The organism is Phyllobacterium sp. 01N428 (assembly GCF_056399405.1).
Window position 1 is genome coordinate 1,050,807 of record NZ_JBFTRH010000001.1, and the last position, 17,358, is coordinate 1,068,164.

Below are 17,358 nucleotides of genomic sequence, written 5' to 3' on the forward strand. Positions count from 1 at the left end.
GATGTCATGCAAAGACTGATATCGTCGATCGCGAGCCGGCTCGTTATTGTCGTCCCGTATATCTGGCTGCTGGTTTTCTTCCTTGTTCCGTTCTTTATCGTCTTCAAGATTTCCCTGTCGGAAGTTGCGATGGCGATTCCGCCTTATTCGCCAGTATTCGACCTTTCTGCCGGTTGGACAGCTTTCAAGGACAGCGTTTCGAAGTTCTCCTGGGATAACTATATCTGGCTGACGCAGGACCCACTCTATTATAGGGCGTATCTCTCCAGCCTCTTCATCGCCGGCGTTTCGACCGTCCTCACACTGCTCGTCGGCTACCCCATCGCCTACGGAATGGCGCGCGCGCCCGCCACGGTAAGGCCGACGCTGCTGATGCTGGTCATCCTGCCGTTCTGGACGAGCTTCCTCATCCGCGTCTATGCCTGGATCGGCATTCTCAAGCCCGAGGGCCTGCTCAACCAGTTCCTGATGTGGGCGCATGTCATCGACACGCCGCTGAACATTCTCAACACCAACACCGCCGTCTTCATCGGCATCGTCTATTCCTACCTGCCGTTCCTCGTCCTGCCGATCTACTCGGCGCTGGAGAAGATGGACTATTCGCTGGTTGAAGCGGCCGAAGATCTTGGCTGCCCGCCGATTGCCGCGTTCTGGAAGATCACCTTCCCGCTATCGCTTCCCGGCGTCATTGCCGGATGCTTCCTGGTCTTCATTCCAGCCGTGGGCGAGTTCGTCATTCCCGACCTTCTCGGCGGTTCGCAGACGCTCATGATCGGCAAGACGCTGTGGAACGAGTTCTTCTCCAACCGCGACTGGCCTGTCTCTTCAGCCGTCGCGGTCATATTGCTGTTGCTGCTCGTCGTTCCAATCGTGCTCTTCCAGCGCGCCGAAGCGCGAGCCCAGGAAAGCGAGAAATGAGGCACATGAAATGAACACGACCTGGTCCCGCTTCAACATCGCTTCGTTGGTCGTCGGCTTCGCTTTCCTCTATTTGCCTATCGTCCTCCTGGTCATTTACTCCTTCAATGAATCGCGCCTCGTCACGGTCTGGGCCGGCTTTTCTGTCAAATGGTACGTCTCGCTTTTTCACAACCAGAGCTTCATTGACGCAGCATGGGTGACGATCCGCGTCGGTCTGTTTTCGGCGACCGTCGCCACGATTCTCGGGACGCTCGGCGCTCTCGCAATGACCCGGTACACGCGGTTTCGCGGACGCCTGCTGTTTTCCGCAATGATCTATGCGCCGCTGGTCATGCCTGAAGTCATCACCGGCCTTTCCATGCTGCTGCTCTTCGTCGCCGTTGGCATGGACCGCGGTATCTGGACGATCACGCTTGCCCATATCACCTTTTCCATGTGCTTCGTCGCGGTCGTCGTGCAGTCGCGCCTTGTCACCTTCGACCGTTCGCTCGAGGAAGCCGCGATGGACCTTGGGGCGACACCGGTGACGACCTTCTTCAAGGTGACGCTGCCGGTCATCCTGCCTGCCGTCGTGTCCGGCTGGATGTTGGCATTCACCCTTTCACTCGATGACCTCGTCATATCAAGCTTCACATCGGGGCCGGGCGCAACGACGCTGCCGATGCGCATCTATTCGCAGGTTCGCCTCGGTGTGACGCCCGAGATCAACGCCGCCTGCACCATCCTCATCGCCATTGTGACCGTCGGCGTCATCATCGCGTCGATTGCCAACAAGCAGCGCGAAGTGCAGCGGGCGCGCGACGAGCAGGCGGCCGCCAGGAACTAGAACGTTTAAGCCATAGCTCTATCGATACTGCATTAGCTCAATGCGATTCCCGAATGGATCGTGGACGAAGCGACGTTCAATACCATCCAGCGGCGCTTCCTCGGTAACCCCAATGCCCGCGGCTTCCAGTTTCTGCTGCAGCAATACCAGATCATCGACCACGAAGGCCGGATGTGCCTTGCCTGCCGGGATGAAGTTCGGGTCTACACCGAGATGGACCTTGACCGTTCCGGCTTGGAACCAGCACCCGCCGCGCGCAATGAGCTGTGCGGGCTTTGCGACCTCACGCAGGCCAAGGAGCCCATCATAGAAGGCCCGTGCGGCCGCTTCACCGTTGACCGGCATTGCCAATTGAACATGGTCCATACCGATGATGCGCATTATTCAATATCCAGTCAGTTCTGCGGCGAGATGATCGGCGAAATAAAGGGATTGTCCCACGATCCACCGATGAAGAAGCGCGTATGGTTGACGGCGGGCTCCGCCGCCGGCGTTGGCTGCTCGGTTACTTCCGCTGCCTTCGGCGCGGGTATTGGCGCGGCGTAGTCGCCGGTCAGCGCAAGGCTCTTGCCGGCCAGAGTCACGATCCCGGCAAAGTTCAAGGTGCCGGATTTGTTCTGTATCTGGGCTGTGTCGATGGCGGCGACCCCATCCATGATATTGGCCTTGATCTCGAGCCGGTCAAATGCCAGCCAGGCATTGGTCTGTTCGTTGAGGCTGAAAAAGCGGTCGGTCTTGGCCTTGCCGAGCAGGCTGTTGAAGTCAAGGCTGCGGATTTGGCCGGCGCCAAAGCGCATGCTCAATGTTCCCTTGGCATTGGCGAGCGCCGATGACCAGCGCGAAATCGGCCCCTTCAGCACCAGCGAAATCGTCCCTTTGCCGAGTTCGAACCGATCGCCGAGGCTGAGCAGCGAGGCGATGGAAGCGCTGTTGACGTCGGTCCCATTGAGGCGCAGTTCGCCGAGCGTCGCGCCATCGCCTTCATCGGCAAGCTGGAAGCTTGCCGCCACCGAACCGTCAAAGGCAGATGCCTCGCCAATGTCGAATATTGCCCGGCCGTTGCGAATTTGGGCGGTTGCGGCAACCTTGGCGAGGTTGACTGATCCAAGCGTCGCCTTCTGCGTGGAGAGGCGCAGATCGAGATTGAGTTTTTTAAGAAAGGCCGTGTCGATCACGGCGTTGGAATTTTCCGGGCTGTCCGGCAGAGGCATGAAACCGGAAAAGACGGAGCGCAGGTCGAGAGTCTCGAACGCAAGCGTCCCTGTGACACTCGGCGTGCCATCGTCAAGCACGACCTCGATGACACCCTTGGCCGGATTGTCGTTCAGCGTCGCCGTCAGGCCGTCGAGCTTCATGCGCGACGCGGAACCCGAGACGGATGCGTCGAGTGCGAAACTGCCTACCGGCGCGCCGGGGATAGACACCATTCTCGACCATTCCAGCGTTCGGCGCAGCGAAGGCGAGGTCAGCGACAGAGTGCCCTCGAAGAACTGGTCCTTCGATATGTTGGCCGAACCGTTGAAGGAGAGTGTCAACGGTGTCGAACTGAGGTTCATCTGCAGCGGGCTGGTGCCCCCGGCCAAAAGCAACAGGGCCTTGGTAGCGGAACTGTCGATCTCGGTTTCCTCGTCGTGCCAGATGGCCGTGCCGCGGAAGCTTGCGACGCCGGATGTCTGGGGCCAGTCGAATACGCCGCTGATGCTCGATATCTCTTCCTCGACGCCGTTGATCGGCCGCTTGAAGGTAACTCTTGCATCTTCGAGACGCACGCGGCCGAATGGTTGCGACGAGACCGTGCTCATATCCGGCTTGGACGGGTTCGCCTCAACGGCGGAACGTGCCTCGCGCACGACGTCGCCGATGCGCCCGTCGCTTTTCGCCAGCGCTTCACCAATTTCGGAAAGGCTCTTTATCGGCTCATCGATGACAAAGCGCGGCCGCACGATTTTGGTTTCGGTGAATTCGATATTCCCCATCAATGCCGAAACCAGCGAAAGGTCGACTTCGATGCGCTCGGCCTCCATAAAGGCGGCGCCGCCACGCTGCCATGGATTGCGTATCGTGATATCGCCTAGCGAGGCGCTGAAGACCGGGAAGAACGCGATTTGCGGCGACTGGCGGGACTCGACGCTGTAGCCGGTCCAGTTGCTGATTTCCTGGATGAGGCGCGCCCGGATCAGCTCCGTGCTCACCAGATAGGGCAGGGCAACGAGAACGCCGCCGGCAACGAGAGCCATCACCACAACCGTTGCGAGAAGGTTCCTTGGCCTATACCAGGACATGAGCGTTTCCGAATTTGCCTTTGCGTGTGTTGGCCGCGCAAAACTTTATGCTTAACGACGGTTTAGCGATCATGCATGGCAATTCAAGCCGGTACAGGCATTTCCGCGTCAAATTGTTGCATATTGTAATAATTGCGTGCGTTACCGGACTTAAGTGCCGCGTACCCGCTCCTCACCGCCGCCATCCCCCCAACTGCCGTTATCCTCGGGGCATTACCGGCGTGACGGCGGAGAGGTTAAGGATCAAAGAGTCACCTGCCGTACGCTTCGTTGCCGCAAAAGGCCGACAAAGGACCCGGCCCGGCGTTATTCGGCGAGCACGCGTGTCGAGGGGAAGGTGATCTCGACCATCGTGCCGCGCCCGGGCGTCGACTCGATGCTGAAATTGGCGCGGTTTGCTTCGGCCATGGCCTTGGTCAATGGCAGGCCGAGCCCGGTACCGTCGGTGCGCGCGTGGCGCGGCGTGGTAATCTGCTTGTATGGCCGCAGCGCCTGCTCGACCTCCTGGCGCGTCATGCCGATGCCAGTGTCGCGAACCCGCAGCAGTACGTCTCCGCTGGCCTCATAGCTCGTCGAAACGATGACTTGTCCCCCGGGTCCGGTAAAACGGACGGCGTTCGACAAGAGGTTGAGTGCGATCTGCGTGATGGACCGATGGTCGGCCACGATATCAGGAAGGCGCGACGTCAGGCTCGAGCGGATGATGACGCGCTCGCGGTTTGCCTGGGGCTGCATGATGGCGACAGCTTCGGTCAGTGCATCGTTGAGCGAGACGGCCTCGAAGTCCATCTCGACAGCCCCGGCCTCGATCTTGGAAATATCGAGGAGATCGTTGACAAGCGAGAGCACATGGTTGCCCGACCGGCTGATATCCTTCAGGTAATCGCGGTAGCGCTCGCTGCCGATGGGCCCGAATTTTTCGTCGGCCATCAGCTCTGAAAAGCCGATGATCGCGTTGAGCGGCGTGCGGATTTCATGGCTGATGCGGGCAAGGAACTCGCTCTTCTGGCTCGACGTGCGCTCGGCTTCGCGTCTGGCGCTAACCAGCTCTTCTTCTGCCCGCTTCCAATGGGTGATGTCACGCAGCACCGCGCAATAGCCCTTTGAGACATCGAGCTTGCCGATGGTCATGAACAGCGGAATGAACCGGCCCTGGCTTTCGCGGCCGATAACCTCGCGGCCGTCATTGAGGAGGCTGGCGACGCCGTTCTCCGAGAGGCTGTTCAGATAATCCATGGCGGCGCGCTGGCTCTCGATCGCAAAGAGCAGCGAGAAGGGTTTCCCCGACACATCCTCGGGCTCATAGCCGAAAAGCGCCGCCGCCGAATGGTTGATCGAGCGAATCGAACCCGCCGCGTCGAGCAGGACCACGCCATCGGTGGCAGTGTCGAGAATGGCATCGAGTTCATCGATGCGAGTCTGAAGTTCGAGCCGCTCTTCCTCGCCGATGACGCCCGGCGCAGCGGCCGGTTGCGGCGAGAGCGCAAGGAGAAGTGCGCGCTCGCCGTCGTCGTCCCAGCGCACGGCCTGAAGGTGCGCCGCAACGCGTAAGATCGTACCGTCGCTTCGGTGCAGGGATGTACCCGCCTCGTCGCCATCGTCAGCTTCCCGAGGCACATCGGCAAAGAGTGCGCCAAGGCCGCCGGCGTCATTGATCGCCTCCAGCGTCCCGTAGGCCAGCGCATCGAGAAGCGCCGGATTGGCGTAGAGGATTTGCCCGTTGCGGTGGATGAGAACCGGCAGGGGCAGGGCTGCCAGGATGGACGTATCGACACCCTTGCGAGCCTGTTCGCTGATCCGCCCGGCAAATGTACCGCCATGCCCCGCAACCTCGACGGCATCATCCCCGCGCGACGAGATGGCAAATTCCGGCCCGACGAGTTCGGCATCGGGCACCATGTCGGCGGCGGCGAAGGATTCGGTCTGCCGAGGTGGCACATCGACTGGAGCGGCTGGTCCGTGGGTTTCGTCCTTCGGCCGGGGCGATTCAGCCAGTACCTCGCGGCGCAGCCGCTCGGCGATCTCCCGGAACGCGTTGCGTTCCGCATCGTTGAGGCGGCCCTCATTGCGGGGCGGGCGCTGCGTAATCAAGGCAATGACATTATCGCCTGCGGTCGGCGCAATATCGAGCACGGGAGTCTCAGGGCCGAAATCCTCAGCGGGAGAGACGTCGACGGCTTGCGTTTCCGCCGGACCGGCGCGATTGCCGAGTGCAACGCCCGTTGCTCTCGGGTCCGCTTCGGTTTCGCTCATCCGGGCGACTCCAAACCCGCGAAAACCCATGAAGGTTCGATCGCGCGAATAGATCGGAAGTGCCGCGAGCTCGATCGGCGCGCGCAGGTCCGTTCCCTCGATCGGCCAGAATACGGTACGGCCGGACCAGGTGTCGCGGCGTTCGAGCAATGACGCGATCTCCTCGCTCTCGGCAAAGGCGTAGTCGGAGGCAACCTCGCGGAACGACCGGCCGACGATGGCGGCAGAGGCAGGGCCGACGGCCCTTGCGAGTTCGGGCGAAATCTCATTGAAGCGCGCATCGGCGTCGACCTTCCACACGAAACGCACCGGCGCATCGGAAGGTGCATAGCGGAAGTGTTCCGCCTTGTCGGAATCGACTGGATCCTCATCGCGTGCGGCACCGGAAGCGTCTGTTTGCGGCTGATCGGGCGCCGGCCCGGCCGGCTTGGTTGCTGCAACCGGGCCAGCCTCGTTCAGGGGCAGCGACTTTTGCTCCACGGGTTGGCGTTGCCCGGCCGGTTCTTCCTCATCGATCGAAGCAGCCTCCGCCTCGACGGCAAAAAGCAGGTGCAGGGCAGGGCTGTCTGTCAGCCGCGCAATTCCGGTCGGAACGACACCGCTCGCGGTCTTGACGGGACGCTTCACGAGACGATTGCGTTCGTGGCGCACATCACGCACCAGATCGCCGAGTACGCGTTCACCGAGGCCAAGCCTCACGAAATGCTCCGAGGCGGCCATGACCTTGCCGGCGGCGTCGAGTATGGCGGCGTGGGTCGTCTGGTCGCCGAAGCCCTGGATCGCCTGGGCAGCAGCCTGTTGATCCGAACCTTTGCGATCGCCATCGTTGATGGTCAACAGAATGGCGCGTTCCCCGCGCGGCAGGGCGATGTCGCTTGCCTGAAATGTGAGGATGCGGCTGGCGAGACCATGCGCGACGCGCAGGGAAACGATACGGCCATGGCCGATCGCCGGAAAACCTTCGAGCGCCATCAACTGGCGCCGTGTGCGCACGTCAAAAACCTGATCGCTGCCGAGGATGTCGTCGATGGAGCCATATCCCAGCATCGCAGCCCCGGGACCATTCGCCCAGATGATCGAGCCGAGGTCAGGCGCGACGACCACCAGCGCATCGCCATTGGCAAAGTGCTCGCGAATATCGTCGAGAACTGCAATGTCGATGAAAGGATAGGTACCAAACGCCATGTGCCGACCAGCTACTCCCAGAGCGAACGATCGCATTCATGCGGCCGTCTTAATACTTTGTTAATAATGGTGCGGCCGCCGCCCGTCCACTCGCAGCCCCTTATCTTACATGCCTTTCTCTTGGTTTAGTTAACTTCGGGCCGGGCCGGGCAGCCATCCACATAATAATTTCGATTGAGAAAACAGGCATTTAATTGTGCGCTGCAAAAGAAATGTTGCAACGCACAAAAAAATGGATTATATCGGAGTCATCAAATCAGATGCAGACGGAAGAACCATCTGCACAAGGAAGGATCCACTGTAATGAGCAAGACCACCAAACAGACTGCTGATGCGTTCTCGATCCCTGCTTTCGATGCCACCGCTGTAACCGACCAGGTTCGCGAATTCACCGAGAAGGGCGTTGCCCAGTCCAAGGAAGCTTATGCCAAGATCAAGGATCAGGCCGAAGCTGCTCAGAAGACCCTCGAATCCACTTTCGAAACTGCACAGTCGAACACTGCTGCTCTTTCGCTGAAGGCACTGGCTGCCCTGCGCGCCAACACCGAAGCCAGCTTCGCTCATATCGAAGCGCTGATCGGCGTGAAGTCCTTTGGTGAAGTGATCGAACTGCAGAGCGCATTCGTTCGCAAGCAGGCAGAAGCCTTTACCGGCCAGGCCAAGGAATTCCAGGCTGTCGCCACCAAGGCCGCTGAAGAAATCGCAGCGCCGGTCAAGTCGGCTGTCGAGAAGGCCTTCAAGGACGTCAAGGTCGCCTAACAGGCGACTGACAATCAAAAAGCTCCGTTGGCACTCCTCCTCCCAGCCATCGGAGACGCGAGACCCGGTCCCTCCCTCCCTCGGGGTCTCGCATTGATGGAAAAGGCCGGATTAATCTCCGGCCTTTTCTTTTTTCTGTGAGTTTTTGCCTTTGTTGCATCGAGCGCTTGCAAAAAGCGTCAATCCTCCGTATGTGACGCCTGTCAAAAATCATGACGGTACGCGGTCGTAGCTCAGTTGGTTAGAGCGCAGGATTGTGGCTCCTGAGGTCGGTGGTTCGAGCCCACCCGACCGTACCATTCCCCTTCAAAATCATTTTTGCCGAGAAATCTGGCTCACTTGTCGCCAAAAGTCGGTTCGATTTTCGTGACCGCCAAGGTCTTGCGTTGCGCGTTCTGAACCGTTTCGCCGATTGGATAAGTCCAGAAATCACCGGCTTGCGCGCAGTCGGTTTCTGAAGGAGCGGCCCCGGTTTCATCCGCCGCCAAGTTCTTCAGATCGAAGTTCAAATATTTCGCCACAAGCTTGGAATAGTCATCATTGGCGTCGGCAACGACGCCGTAATCCTTGGATTGAGCCAGTTTGACGGCAGCCAGCATTTTGGACGAGGTGTCCTTGCAAGGGAACGTAAGGACCGATGGCTGGTTGGCGCTGGTCACAATGAATCCGGATTTATCGGCATCGTATGTCCACTTGGCCGCGAGGCCGATCGATATGGGTGGTATCGGCCGGCCCGGAACGGAACATTCGTCCGTGGGTTCGGGCGCAATCTTGGTGACCTCCAACGGTATCGACGGCCCGGACGGGCAGATGAAAAATTGCACGGTGGTCGCGCTGGTTTCGAAGTAGTAGCCGCGTTCGAGGTTGCCCTCGGTATGAACGCCGAACTTGCGTTTTCCTATGGCAGCAAAGGTCCCGGCTTTATAGGTGGAGAAAAATGTCTCCCAATCCTTGCCCGCGATGTTGTCCTGCGCCAAGGCGCTCGTACCAAGGAAAGCGAATGTCGAGATCGCAAGGAGTACGGTCTTCATCGCTTGAACTCCCTTAATGGCAAAAAACCAGTCCCGTCGTTCGATTGGACCAGAAGCAAGCCCTCCGTGGGCGTCGCCCGGCATACGGCATAGGTGTATTTGTCTGTCGTAAGGATGTGCAGCAGCCCCGTTTTGCATCGTTCAAAGCGAAGCGCGGTACTCGCTGACATTTCAAATTCATATTTGGAGAAGGGCGCCTTGAAGCTTACCCACGCGGTGTCTCCACTCAAGACCTTCTCGCTACGCTGATCCGCCGCAACCTGTGCGATCTTGTTGATCAGCAATCCCGCCACGAAAACCCCGATGATCATTATGACTGCGAGACCGCTTCGCGTGGCGACCACGGACTTTAGTTTGGCATCACTTAGTGCGAGCAGCGCCACAATCGCCAGTCCGATCGATGCAAGGAGAAAAACCGGATTGGAAAACACGTTGAAGGAATAAGAAAGCACGATTGGAATCGGCAGATCGACCTCGTGCACCGAGATCGAAAATTTTGCGAGGTAGGCCGATAAATAAGCGATGCCCGCGAAGTAGGCCAACACAAGCGGGGCTGTTGCCGCGATGACTTCCAGTATTTTCTCGTTCAGTTTGTCCAAATCTTCGGACCCTTCGCGGAAACACGTGGCAAACTTAATTGTCAAAACCTGCGAGCGTGTGACGCTTCATGCGTGCAGTCAGCACGAACCGGAGGGCGTGCTACCTTGGCCGGTCGTGCATGGGTCGCCGTCGTGGCCACGTCCCTTGCCACTGTTTCCGCCGCTGCCGCCTTTTCCGCCTCCAGAGCCACCGCCGCCGCCTTTGCCGCCGCCTCCGCCGCCGCCCCCACCACCACCTCCGCCACCGCCACCGCCTCCGCCTTTAGCGGCAGTGATCTCGACGGCATAGGTACATGCGAGGATTGCGCCGGCGATGATCAATACGCGGCGCGACAGATGTGATTGACGTGAATGTTCGTCGGATGTCTTTCCCATGATCCCCTCCAGTTGACGGATGATCCGGTGAAAGCCTGTCCCTCAAGACCTCCAGCAGAAGCAGCATCCGAGCCCCGTCATTATGGACCGCAATTTCGGGAATGCATGTTGCTCTATCGGGCTACACCGATGGGACAGTTCACCGCTTCGTCATAATGTTTGCTGGCACTCGTGTTTCGTGCCAATGAAAGCGCCATGCGTATATTGCTCGTAGAAGACACGCGCGATGTGGGGGAAGCCATCTGCAAGCGTTTTGAGGCGACCGGCCATGCGGTCGATTGGGAAACCAATGGGCGCGACGCAGCCGAGATCATCGACTTCACCGACTATGCGCTGGTTATCCTCGACGTGATGCTGCCCGGTATGAACGGCTTCGAGATCCTCAAGCATATCCGCAAGTCCGGCAATGCGGTGCCGGTCCTTGTCCTGACCGCCCGCTCCGAAATCGACGATCGCGTTGGTGCGCTTGATCTCGGCGCCGATGACTATCTGGTCAAGCCTTTCGATTTTCGCGAGCTCGAAGCGCGTGCGCGCGTTCTTATGCGGCGGCGCACCGGCGGGGAGGCGACCAATCTCATCAAATGTGGCGATATCGCCGTCGATCGGGCCGCGCGCTCCGTCCATGTGGGCAAGCGCGAAGTTCAACTCAAACGCCGCGAGCTGACCTTGCTGGAAGTGCTCGTGGCGCGTCCTGGCCGCGTTTTCAGCAAGGATGAGTTGCTCGATCAGATTTTCGGGTTCGATGAAGCTGCCAATGCCAATGCAATCGAGCTCTATATCGGACGGTTGCGCAAGAAGCTTGAGGGCGCAAAGGCGCGCATTGTGACTGTGCGCGGCCTCGGCTATCAACTGGTCTCCGACGATGCGCCGTGAACCGTCGCTTTTTGCCCGTCTCGCCCGCCGTATTTCCGTCGTCCTCGGCATCGGCGCAGCCTTGCTCGTGACTGCCGCCTGGTACTATGCGGAAACGGCCGCCAACAAGGCCTACGATCGCCTGCTCGTCGGTGCCGCGCTGCAGATGTCCGAGAGTCTTGCTGTCGAGGACGGAATATTGACGGTGCGCCTGCCGACCTCGGCTTTCGAGCTTCTCGGCCTTGCCGAACGCGACCGGATTTTCTACCGCGTCATCAATACGCATGGTGAGACGCTGACCGGTTATGACGACCTCGAAAGCCCGGTTCCGCTCGATCGCATCGACGACGTATCGAACGCGCAAGAGGGGTTCTACAAGGGCGAGCCCGTCCGCATTGCCAGTGCCAAGCGCGTCCTTGCGGACCCCGCTGTGTCAGGCGAGGCTTTTGTCATTGTTGCGCAGACAAACGAGGCCCGCTCGGCGCTGACGCGGGAATTGACGCTCCGCGCGACCATTCTCGTGCTCGTCATGAGCCTCCTCGCCTTCGTCGGCGCGATGCTGGCAATTCGTTATGCGCTGCAGCCCGTCGAACATCTCGGCACGGCGGTGCGGCGGCGCGATCCGCATGATTTGACACCCGTTACGGTCGATGTTCCGCGTGAACTTGATCCTTTCGTCGGGTCGATCAATCACTTCATGGGTCGCCTTAATGAGCGTGTCGATCTCTTGCAGCGCTTCATCGCTGATGCCGCACATCAGATCCGCACCCCGCTGACAGCACTTTCGGCGCAGATCGACCTCCTTGGCGGCGACAAACTCGACAAGGCCGGGCGTCAGCATTACGAACGCGTGCAGGAGCGCGCGGGGGAACTGGCACGCCTTACCAATCAGTTGCTGAGCCACGCCATGGTCATTCACCGGGCGGATTCTGTACAACTTGAGCCGATCAGCCTGGTTGATGTGGCGCGGCGCGCCTATCGCGCCGCCATCCCGATCACCGTCGATCCGGATATCGTCATCTCCTTCGAAGCCCCCGACGAGCGTCCATTTGTCCTTGGCGACGCGGTGAGCCTGCGCGAAGCGATCGTCAATGTCATTGACAACGCCTTGCGGCACGGGGCCAAACACCGTCTGGAAGTGCGCGTTCGCGCAAACGATGCCGAGGCTTTCGTCGAGGTCGAGGATGACGGGCCGGGCATTCCCCCGGAAGGCTGGGAAAGGGCCACGCAGCGCTTTGCTACGTCCAAGTCACACGAAGGAAGTTCGGGGCTCGGCTTTGCCATAGCACTGGAAGTTGCCAAGGCCCACGGCGGTACATTGAGCTTCCGCGCGCGCGACGAAAGGGGATTTACGGTGATACTTGCGCTTCCGCTTTTGAAGGGTGGTACATCATGATCCGGATAATCCTCGCAAGCCTCGTCGTCGCCTTCAGCGTCTCGCTCGCGAAAGCTGCGGACGACGACAAGACGGTGTTTCCGGCGAGCGGTGTTGAGACAGGCCGTTTGACGATCTATTCGACCACCGATCTCGTGGCGATGAAACCATTGATCGAGGATTTTCAGAAATCGTCGCCGGGCATCACCATCAACTATATCGAATATCTGACCAACGAACTGAATTCGCTTGCGAGCGAGGCCTGCCGCAAGGGCGAGCCGCTTGGTGATCTGCTCCTGTCTTCCTCCGTGGATCAATTGGTAAAGCTTGCCAATGACGGCTGCGCGACGGCTCACCGATCCCCGGAAACGGCAAGGGTCGCCGAATGGGCCAATTGGCGCGACGAGGTATTCGGCTTTACCTATGAACCGGCTGTTTTCGTCTACAACAACCGTTTGGTTCCAGCCAATGAAGTGCCGCGCACCCACGTCGAACTCGCGGACCTTTTGCGCGAACGCCTCGACTACTATCGCGGGCGCGTCGGCACCTATGATATTCGCTTGTCGGGTATCGGCTATCTTCTTGCTTTCAACGATGCGCGCCAGACGACCACCGTTTTTGGCCGGCTGCTCGAGAGCATGGCGCGTGCTGCGGCGGTGGCGCGTTGCTGCACCGGTGAAATCATCGAGGAAGTCGCCAAGGGCAATCTCTATATCGGCTACAACATGCTGGGGTCCTATGCCTATGAGGCGGCGCTGCGCCATCCGCAACTGCGCATCGTCGTGCCGCGCGATTATACGCTGGTTCTCAGCCGTGGCGCGCTCATCCCGAAAGCCGCCAAGCAAGCCGAACTCGGCGCACAATTCCTCGATTTCTTGCTTTCCGAACGGGGGCAGGCAATCGCGCGCAGCAACGCCTTCTATTTTACCGAAACCGGTGGGCTGCCGCCCGATGTCGACGGGCCGCAGAATATGAAGGAGTCCGGCATCGCCCAGCCGATCCGCATCGGCCCGGCACTGCTTGCGGTGCAGGATCGCGCCCAGCGCCAGCAATTTATCGACGATTGGTCACGATCACTGATCGAGCTCAATAGTCCTGACTGGACGCGGGAATAATCAGAAAAGCGAGCCCTGCGAGCCGCTTGGCACTGGCGGCTTCTTGGCCGGGGCAGGGGCAGGACGTTCGGGTTTTGACTTGGCCGGGCGCTCGCTTGCCTCCGTCGCGACGGCCTGCACGTCGCCGTCCTGAAACCGTAGCGTGAGGTCATCGCCGCCGGCAATGTCCTGTGCCCGCTTTATCGGAGCGCCTGCGGGGTCGAGCACAATCGCAAAGCCGCGTTCCAACACGCTTGCATGCGATAGCGTGCGCATCAGCCGTTCGAGTTCAAAGCTTTTCCGGTTGGCGCGGTCGAGCCGAAGATCGATCGATTGACCAAGCCGCCGGTCCAATTGCTGCAGATGCTGGCGTCCGCGCTCCGTCCGGCGCCCGGTCGCTTCGATCGAAAGGCGGCCCGTCCGGCGGTGATAGAGCGCCCGAAGATCGCGCACGAAGACATCGAGCGCACGCGGCAAACGAACAGCAAGTATGCCGGTCTCGCGCCGCTTTTCGCGCAACCTGTGTTGGAGCAGGCGCGGTGACAATTGCCGGGCCCGCCCGTCGAAATGAGCGCGTTTCCCCTGGGTATTCGCCTGTAGCGCGCGGGAAAGACGCGCGGCGGTCTCGTCGAAGTGCCGTCGCGGCAAAGCCAGCAATTGATCCGCCGACGGCAACGCCCGCGAAAGGGCGCGCTGCGTTTCGCGGCGGCGGTTCAAATAGCGCGACATGCTTGAGGCGAGCCGCGCACCCATCATGGCGATGTGCGCCGCAAGGTCTGCCTTTACCGGCACGGCCATCTCCGCCGCGCCTGTCGGTGTCGGCGCCCGCACATCCGCGGCAAGGTCGATCAGCGTCCAGTCGGTTTCGTGCCCGACCGCCGAAATGACCGGAATGCGCGAGGCCGCGACGGCACGCACCACCGCTTCATCGTTGAACCCCCAGAGGTCTTCGAGGCTGCCGCCGCCGCGCGCGACGATAAGCACATCAGGGCGAGGCAGAGCACCGCCGTCCAACCCGTTGAAGCCATTGATCGCATTGGCAACTTCCACGCCGGAGGTCTCGCCCTGCACGCGGACCGGCCAGACCAGGACGTGCAATGGGAAACGGTCGGTTATCCGGTGGATGATATCGCGAATGACGGCGCCCGTCGGTGAAGTAACGACGCCGATGATGCGCGGCATGAAGGGGAGGGGCCGCTTCGCCGAAGCATCGAACAGGCCTTCTGCGCCGAGCCTGCGCTTGCGCTCTTCGAGAAGCGCCATCAGCGCGCCGGCACCCGCTGGCTCCATCTGCTCGATGACGATCTGGTATTTGGATGAGCCCGGATAAGTGGTCAGTTTGCCGGTGGCGATGACTTCCATGCCTTCTTCCGGCCGGAAGCGAAGGCGGTTCATGGAACTGCGCCAGATCACCGCCTCGATACGGGCCTTGTCGTCCTTCAGCGAAAAATAGGCATGGCCGGACGAATGCGGTCCGCGATAGCCGGAAATCTCCCCGCGCACGCGCACATGGCCGAAAGCATCTTCAACGGTGCGCTTGAGCGCGCCGGATATTTCCGAGACGGTATATTCGGCGGCATTGGTGGCAGATTCGGGCACTTCGCTCATGACGTATAACTATCGGGGCCAGAAACAAGGTCAAGTCTTGCCCAACCATCGATTGCGGCATTGTCAGCCGACGCGATATCGCCTTTAACTTGGGAAAAAAGGAATCGTCATGTCAGCAACAGCCTCCCTAACCGCCAAGCGCCTGAAATTGCGCCATTATCTGTTGATCGGAGCGCTGATGATCGCTGCAGCTGCCGCGATCCTTTTGTGGATGGGCCGTAATCCGATCTGTACCTGCGGTACAATAAAGCTGTGGGTGGGCGAGACGAACTCGTCCGACAATTCGCAGCACATCGCCGATTGGTACACGCTGTCGCACATCATCCACGGCTTCTTGTTCTACGGGCTGCTTTGGCTTGTAGCCCGCAGGACGCCGCTTGGGGCGCGGCTCTTGATCGCAATTCTGATCGAAGCGTCCTGGGAGATATTCGAGAACACCGACATGGTGATCAATCGCTACCGCGAGGGGACGATTGCTCTGGGCTACGTCGGCGACAGTGTCCTGAATTCCGTGTCCGACATCCTGTTCATGGTCATCGGCTTCTTTTTTGCGGCCCGCGCGCCCATCTGGCTGACCGTGGTTTTGGCGATCTTCTTCGAGCTTCTGGCTGCTTGGGTGATCCGCGACAACCTTACGCTCAACGTCTTGATGCTGCTTTATCCCCTGGACGCGGTCAAAGCCTGGCAAGGCGCAATGTAAGCGTCTACTTACCAGCCCGGCGCGAGTTCCGTGGCGCGCACCTGGCGCAGTCGCTGGTTCGCAAGGATCGGAGCCGCGGCCTGGGTCAACGTGACCGGCGTCGGCATCGACAGGTTGTCGAGGCTCTCGACGATATGCTGTGCCAGGGCATCGACGATCGCCGAGGGCTTGGTATGCCCGCGCATGATGCCGATGCCGAACTCCGGCAACCGGCCGAAACCATCGGCCTCGGTCAGGACGCGCATGCCTGGACGCAAGGCGCATTCCGGCAGGATGGAGACGGCAAGGCCCGCAAGGACGGCTGCCGCCAGCACGGTTGCCGACCAGCTGGTAAAGAGGATGCGGTAGTCGTGGTTCATCCGGTCGAGAACGTCGATGGCGGCAGCACGCCAGATGCAGGTCGGCCGGCCGACTGCGAGCGGCAAAACCAGCTCCTCGTGGACATTGTGATGCGCGGACGTTACCCAAAGCAATTGCTCGCTGCGCACCACTTCCGATCGCCGCTGTTCGTCGCACTGGGTGACAAGTGCAATATCGAGCTGGCCCTTGCGGATCATCTCGTCGAGATTGACGGTGGGCTCGCATACGACGGACAGTTCGACCCGCGGGTTGGAGCGCGAGAAACGCGCCATGATTTCGGGCAGGAAGCGATCGGCATAGTCGTCGGGCGTGCCAATGCGGATATGACCCTGCAACTGCGTATCATCAAAAGCGGCGATGGTTTCATTGTTGAGTTGCAGCATGCGCCGCGCATAGGCGAGGAGGCGCTCGCCGTCCTCGGTCAGCCGGTTCGTGCGCCCATCCCGTTCGAACAGCGCCTTTGCGACCCGTTCTTCGAGGCGGCGCATCTGCATCGAGACGGCGGACTGTGTCTTGTTCACCTTGTCGGCGGCTTTGGTGAAGCTGCCAAGGTCGGCGATTGCCGTAAATGTCTGCAACTGGTCAAGATCGAGCGGTGCGTTCATGGTCGTGCTCCCAGGCGGCTCATCCATCATTATTATTGAACGTTTACATTAAAAACATTCGTTTGAATAATCAATTCTTATGGATCATTCTGAGGATGTTCAGGAAGCGCTGGCAACGATAGAGGCCAAGCGTGATGCGTGGGAATGGTTCCTGCGCGGTTTAACTTTCTTGATCAGCGCCACCAAAGGAGTAACGGCGATGACGACGACGACCAGATTGACTGAAGTAACCGGTTCCACCCGCCCGACCGCAGGATTTGCGTCGCAAGTGGCCAACTTTGTCACCCGTATGCTCGTCGCTCGCCGCAATCGTAAAACGATTTTGAGCCTTGGCGAATGGAGTGACGAGATGCTGCACGACATCGGCGTCACCCGAGCTGATCTGCATTCGGCTATTGGTACCTCATTGCTCGATGATCCAAGCGAACGCTTGGGTGCGCTGGCTGACATGCGCACACGCGTGCGCGCCGCCCGCAGCATCGTCTGAGGACCTGACTGGTTAGCAGGCGCCCATTCACGCCGGAATCCCCTCC

At 60.0% G+C, this 17,358-nt stretch carries 16 protein-coding genes and 1 tRNA gene; 9 read left to right on the forward strand and 8 right to left on the reverse strand.

All coding sequences use genetic code 11. The annotated features are described in order from the left end of the window. Positions 1 to 6: 6 nt before the first annotated feature. Both AC1DNI_RS05150 and AC1DNI_RS05155 read left to right on the forward strand, forming a co-directional pair. Positions 7 to 918, forward strand: a complete 912-nt coding sequence (locus tag AC1DNI_RS05150) for an ABC transporter permease subunit (protein WP_091919682.1) — start codon at positions 7 to 9, stop codon at positions 916 to 918. Between the two features lie 10 nt (positions 919 to 928). Continuing rightward, positions 929 to 1,747 carry an ABC transporter permease gene (locus tag AC1DNI_RS05155; protein WP_027230253.1) on the forward strand — a complete coding sequence of 273 codons (819 nt, stop codon included), beginning with the start codon at positions 929 to 931 and terminating at the stop codon, positions 1,745 to 1,747. 18 nt (positions 1,748 to 1,765) lie between these two features. Here AC1DNI_RS05155 and AC1DNI_RS05160 read toward each other — a convergent pair whose 3' ends face one another. From AC1DNI_RS05160 to AC1DNI_RS05170, 3 genes are all read right to left on the reverse strand, one after another. Next, positions 1,766 to 2,128 (reverse strand): VOC family protein, encoded by a 363-nt coding sequence (locus tag AC1DNI_RS05160; RefSeq protein WP_477691061.1) that lies wholly within the window; start codon positions 2,126 to 2,128, stop codon positions 1,766 to 1,768. A 14-nt stretch (positions 2,129 to 2,142) separates the two neighbouring features. Next, a complete protein-coding gene (locus tag AC1DNI_RS05165) occupies positions 2,143 to 4,029 on the reverse strand; it encodes an AsmA family protein (protein ID WP_477691062.1) in 1,887 nt (628 codons plus the stop codon). Positions 4,030 to 4,335: 306 nt separating this feature from the next. Then, complete coding sequence (locus tag AC1DNI_RS05170; protein ID WP_477691063.1) at positions 4,336 to 7,467, reverse strand: PAS domain-containing sensor histidine kinase; 3,132 nt, start codon at positions 7,465 to 7,467, stop codon at positions 4,336 to 4,338. 303 nt (positions 7,468 to 7,770) lie between these two features. Here AC1DNI_RS05170 and AC1DNI_RS05175 point away from each other — a divergent pair, with 303 nt between their 5' ends. Continuing rightward, positions 7,771 to 8,226: a phasin gene (locus AC1DNI_RS05175; RefSeq protein WP_027230249.1), complete on the forward strand. Its 456-nt coding sequence runs from the start codon at positions 7,771 to 7,773 to the stop codon at positions 8,224 to 8,226. A gap of 222 nt (positions 8,227 to 8,448) precedes the next feature. Next, positions 8,449 to 8,525: transfer RNA gene (locus tag AC1DNI_RS05180), tRNA-His, on the forward strand. Between the two features lie 36 nt (positions 8,526 to 8,561). Here AC1DNI_RS05180 and AC1DNI_RS05185 read toward each other — a convergent pair. The 3 genes from AC1DNI_RS05185 to AC1DNI_RS05195 all read right to left on the reverse strand — a co-directional run bounded on the left by AC1DNI_RS05185 (position 8,562) and on the right by AC1DNI_RS05195 (position 10,231). Further along, entirely contained in the window at positions 8,562 to 9,257 is a 696-nt protein-coding gene (locus AC1DNI_RS05185) for a hypothetical protein (protein WP_477691064.1), read from the reverse strand. Then, positions 9,254 to 9,856, reverse strand: coding sequence for a hypothetical protein (locus AC1DNI_RS05190; protein ID WP_477691065.1), 603 nt, complete (start codon positions 9,854 to 9,856; stop codon positions 9,254 to 9,256). The genes AC1DNI_RS05185 and AC1DNI_RS05190 overlap by 4 nt, the downstream gene beginning before the upstream one ends. A gap of 78 nt (positions 9,857 to 9,934) precedes the next feature. Next, on the reverse strand, positions 9,935 to 10,231 hold the full coding sequence (locus AC1DNI_RS05195) for a hypothetical protein (RefSeq protein ID WP_477691066.1): 297 nt from the start codon (positions 10,229 to 10,231) through the stop codon (positions 9,935 to 9,937). Positions 10,232 to 10,426: 195 nt separating this feature from the next. Here AC1DNI_RS05195 and AC1DNI_RS05200 point away from each other — a divergent pair, with 195 nt between their 5' ends. Genes AC1DNI_RS05200 through AC1DNI_RS05210 form a run of 3 tightly spaced genes read left to right on the forward strand, consistent with a single transcriptional unit; the run spans position 10,427 to position 13,573 of the window. Further along, entirely contained in the window at positions 10,427 to 11,104 is a 678-nt protein-coding gene (locus tag AC1DNI_RS05200; RefSeq protein WP_027230246.1) for a response regulator transcription factor, read from the forward strand. Then, positions 11,094 to 12,479: a sensor histidine kinase gene (locus AC1DNI_RS05205; RefSeq protein ID WP_477691067.1), complete on the forward strand. Its 1,386-nt coding sequence runs from the start codon at positions 11,094 to 11,096 to the stop codon at positions 12,477 to 12,479. The genes AC1DNI_RS05200 and AC1DNI_RS05205 overlap by 11 nt, the downstream gene beginning before the upstream one ends. After that, entirely contained in the window at positions 12,476 to 13,573 is a 1,098-nt protein-coding gene (locus AC1DNI_RS05210; protein WP_477691068.1) for an ABC transporter substrate-binding protein, read from the forward strand. The genes AC1DNI_RS05205 and AC1DNI_RS05210 overlap by 4 nt, the downstream gene beginning before the upstream one ends. Here the strand turns inward: AC1DNI_RS05210 and xseA are convergent, their stop codons facing one another. Then, on the reverse strand, positions 13,574 to 15,160 hold the full coding sequence (gene xseA, locus AC1DNI_RS05215; protein ID WP_477691069.1) for an exodeoxyribonuclease VII large subunit: 1,587 nt from the start codon (positions 15,158 to 15,160) through the stop codon (positions 13,574 to 13,576). A gap of 109 nt (positions 15,161 to 15,269) precedes the next feature. On the opposite strand from xseA, the gene AC1DNI_RS05220 reads away from it, so the two are divergent. Then, on the forward strand, positions 15,270 to 15,860 hold the full coding sequence (locus AC1DNI_RS05220; protein WP_477691070.1) for a DUF2585 domain-containing protein: 591 nt from the start codon (positions 15,270 to 15,272) through the stop codon (positions 15,858 to 15,860). Positions 15,861 to 15,868: 8 nt separating this feature from the next. Here AC1DNI_RS05220 and AC1DNI_RS05225 read toward each other — a convergent pair whose 3' ends face one another. Continuing rightward, complete coding sequence (locus tag AC1DNI_RS05225) at positions 15,869 to 16,825, reverse strand: LysR substrate-binding domain-containing protein (protein ID WP_027230241.1); 957 nt, start codon at positions 16,823 to 16,825, stop codon at positions 15,869 to 15,871. A gap of 79 nt (positions 16,826 to 16,904) precedes the next feature. Between AC1DNI_RS05225 and AC1DNI_RS05230 the strand changes: the two genes are divergently transcribed. Beyond that, positions 16,905 to 17,312, forward strand: a complete 408-nt coding sequence (locus AC1DNI_RS05230) for a DUF1127 domain-containing protein (protein ID WP_477691071.1) — start codon at positions 16,905 to 16,907, stop codon at positions 17,310 to 17,312. Positions 17,313 to 17,358 lie beyond the last annotated feature (46 nt).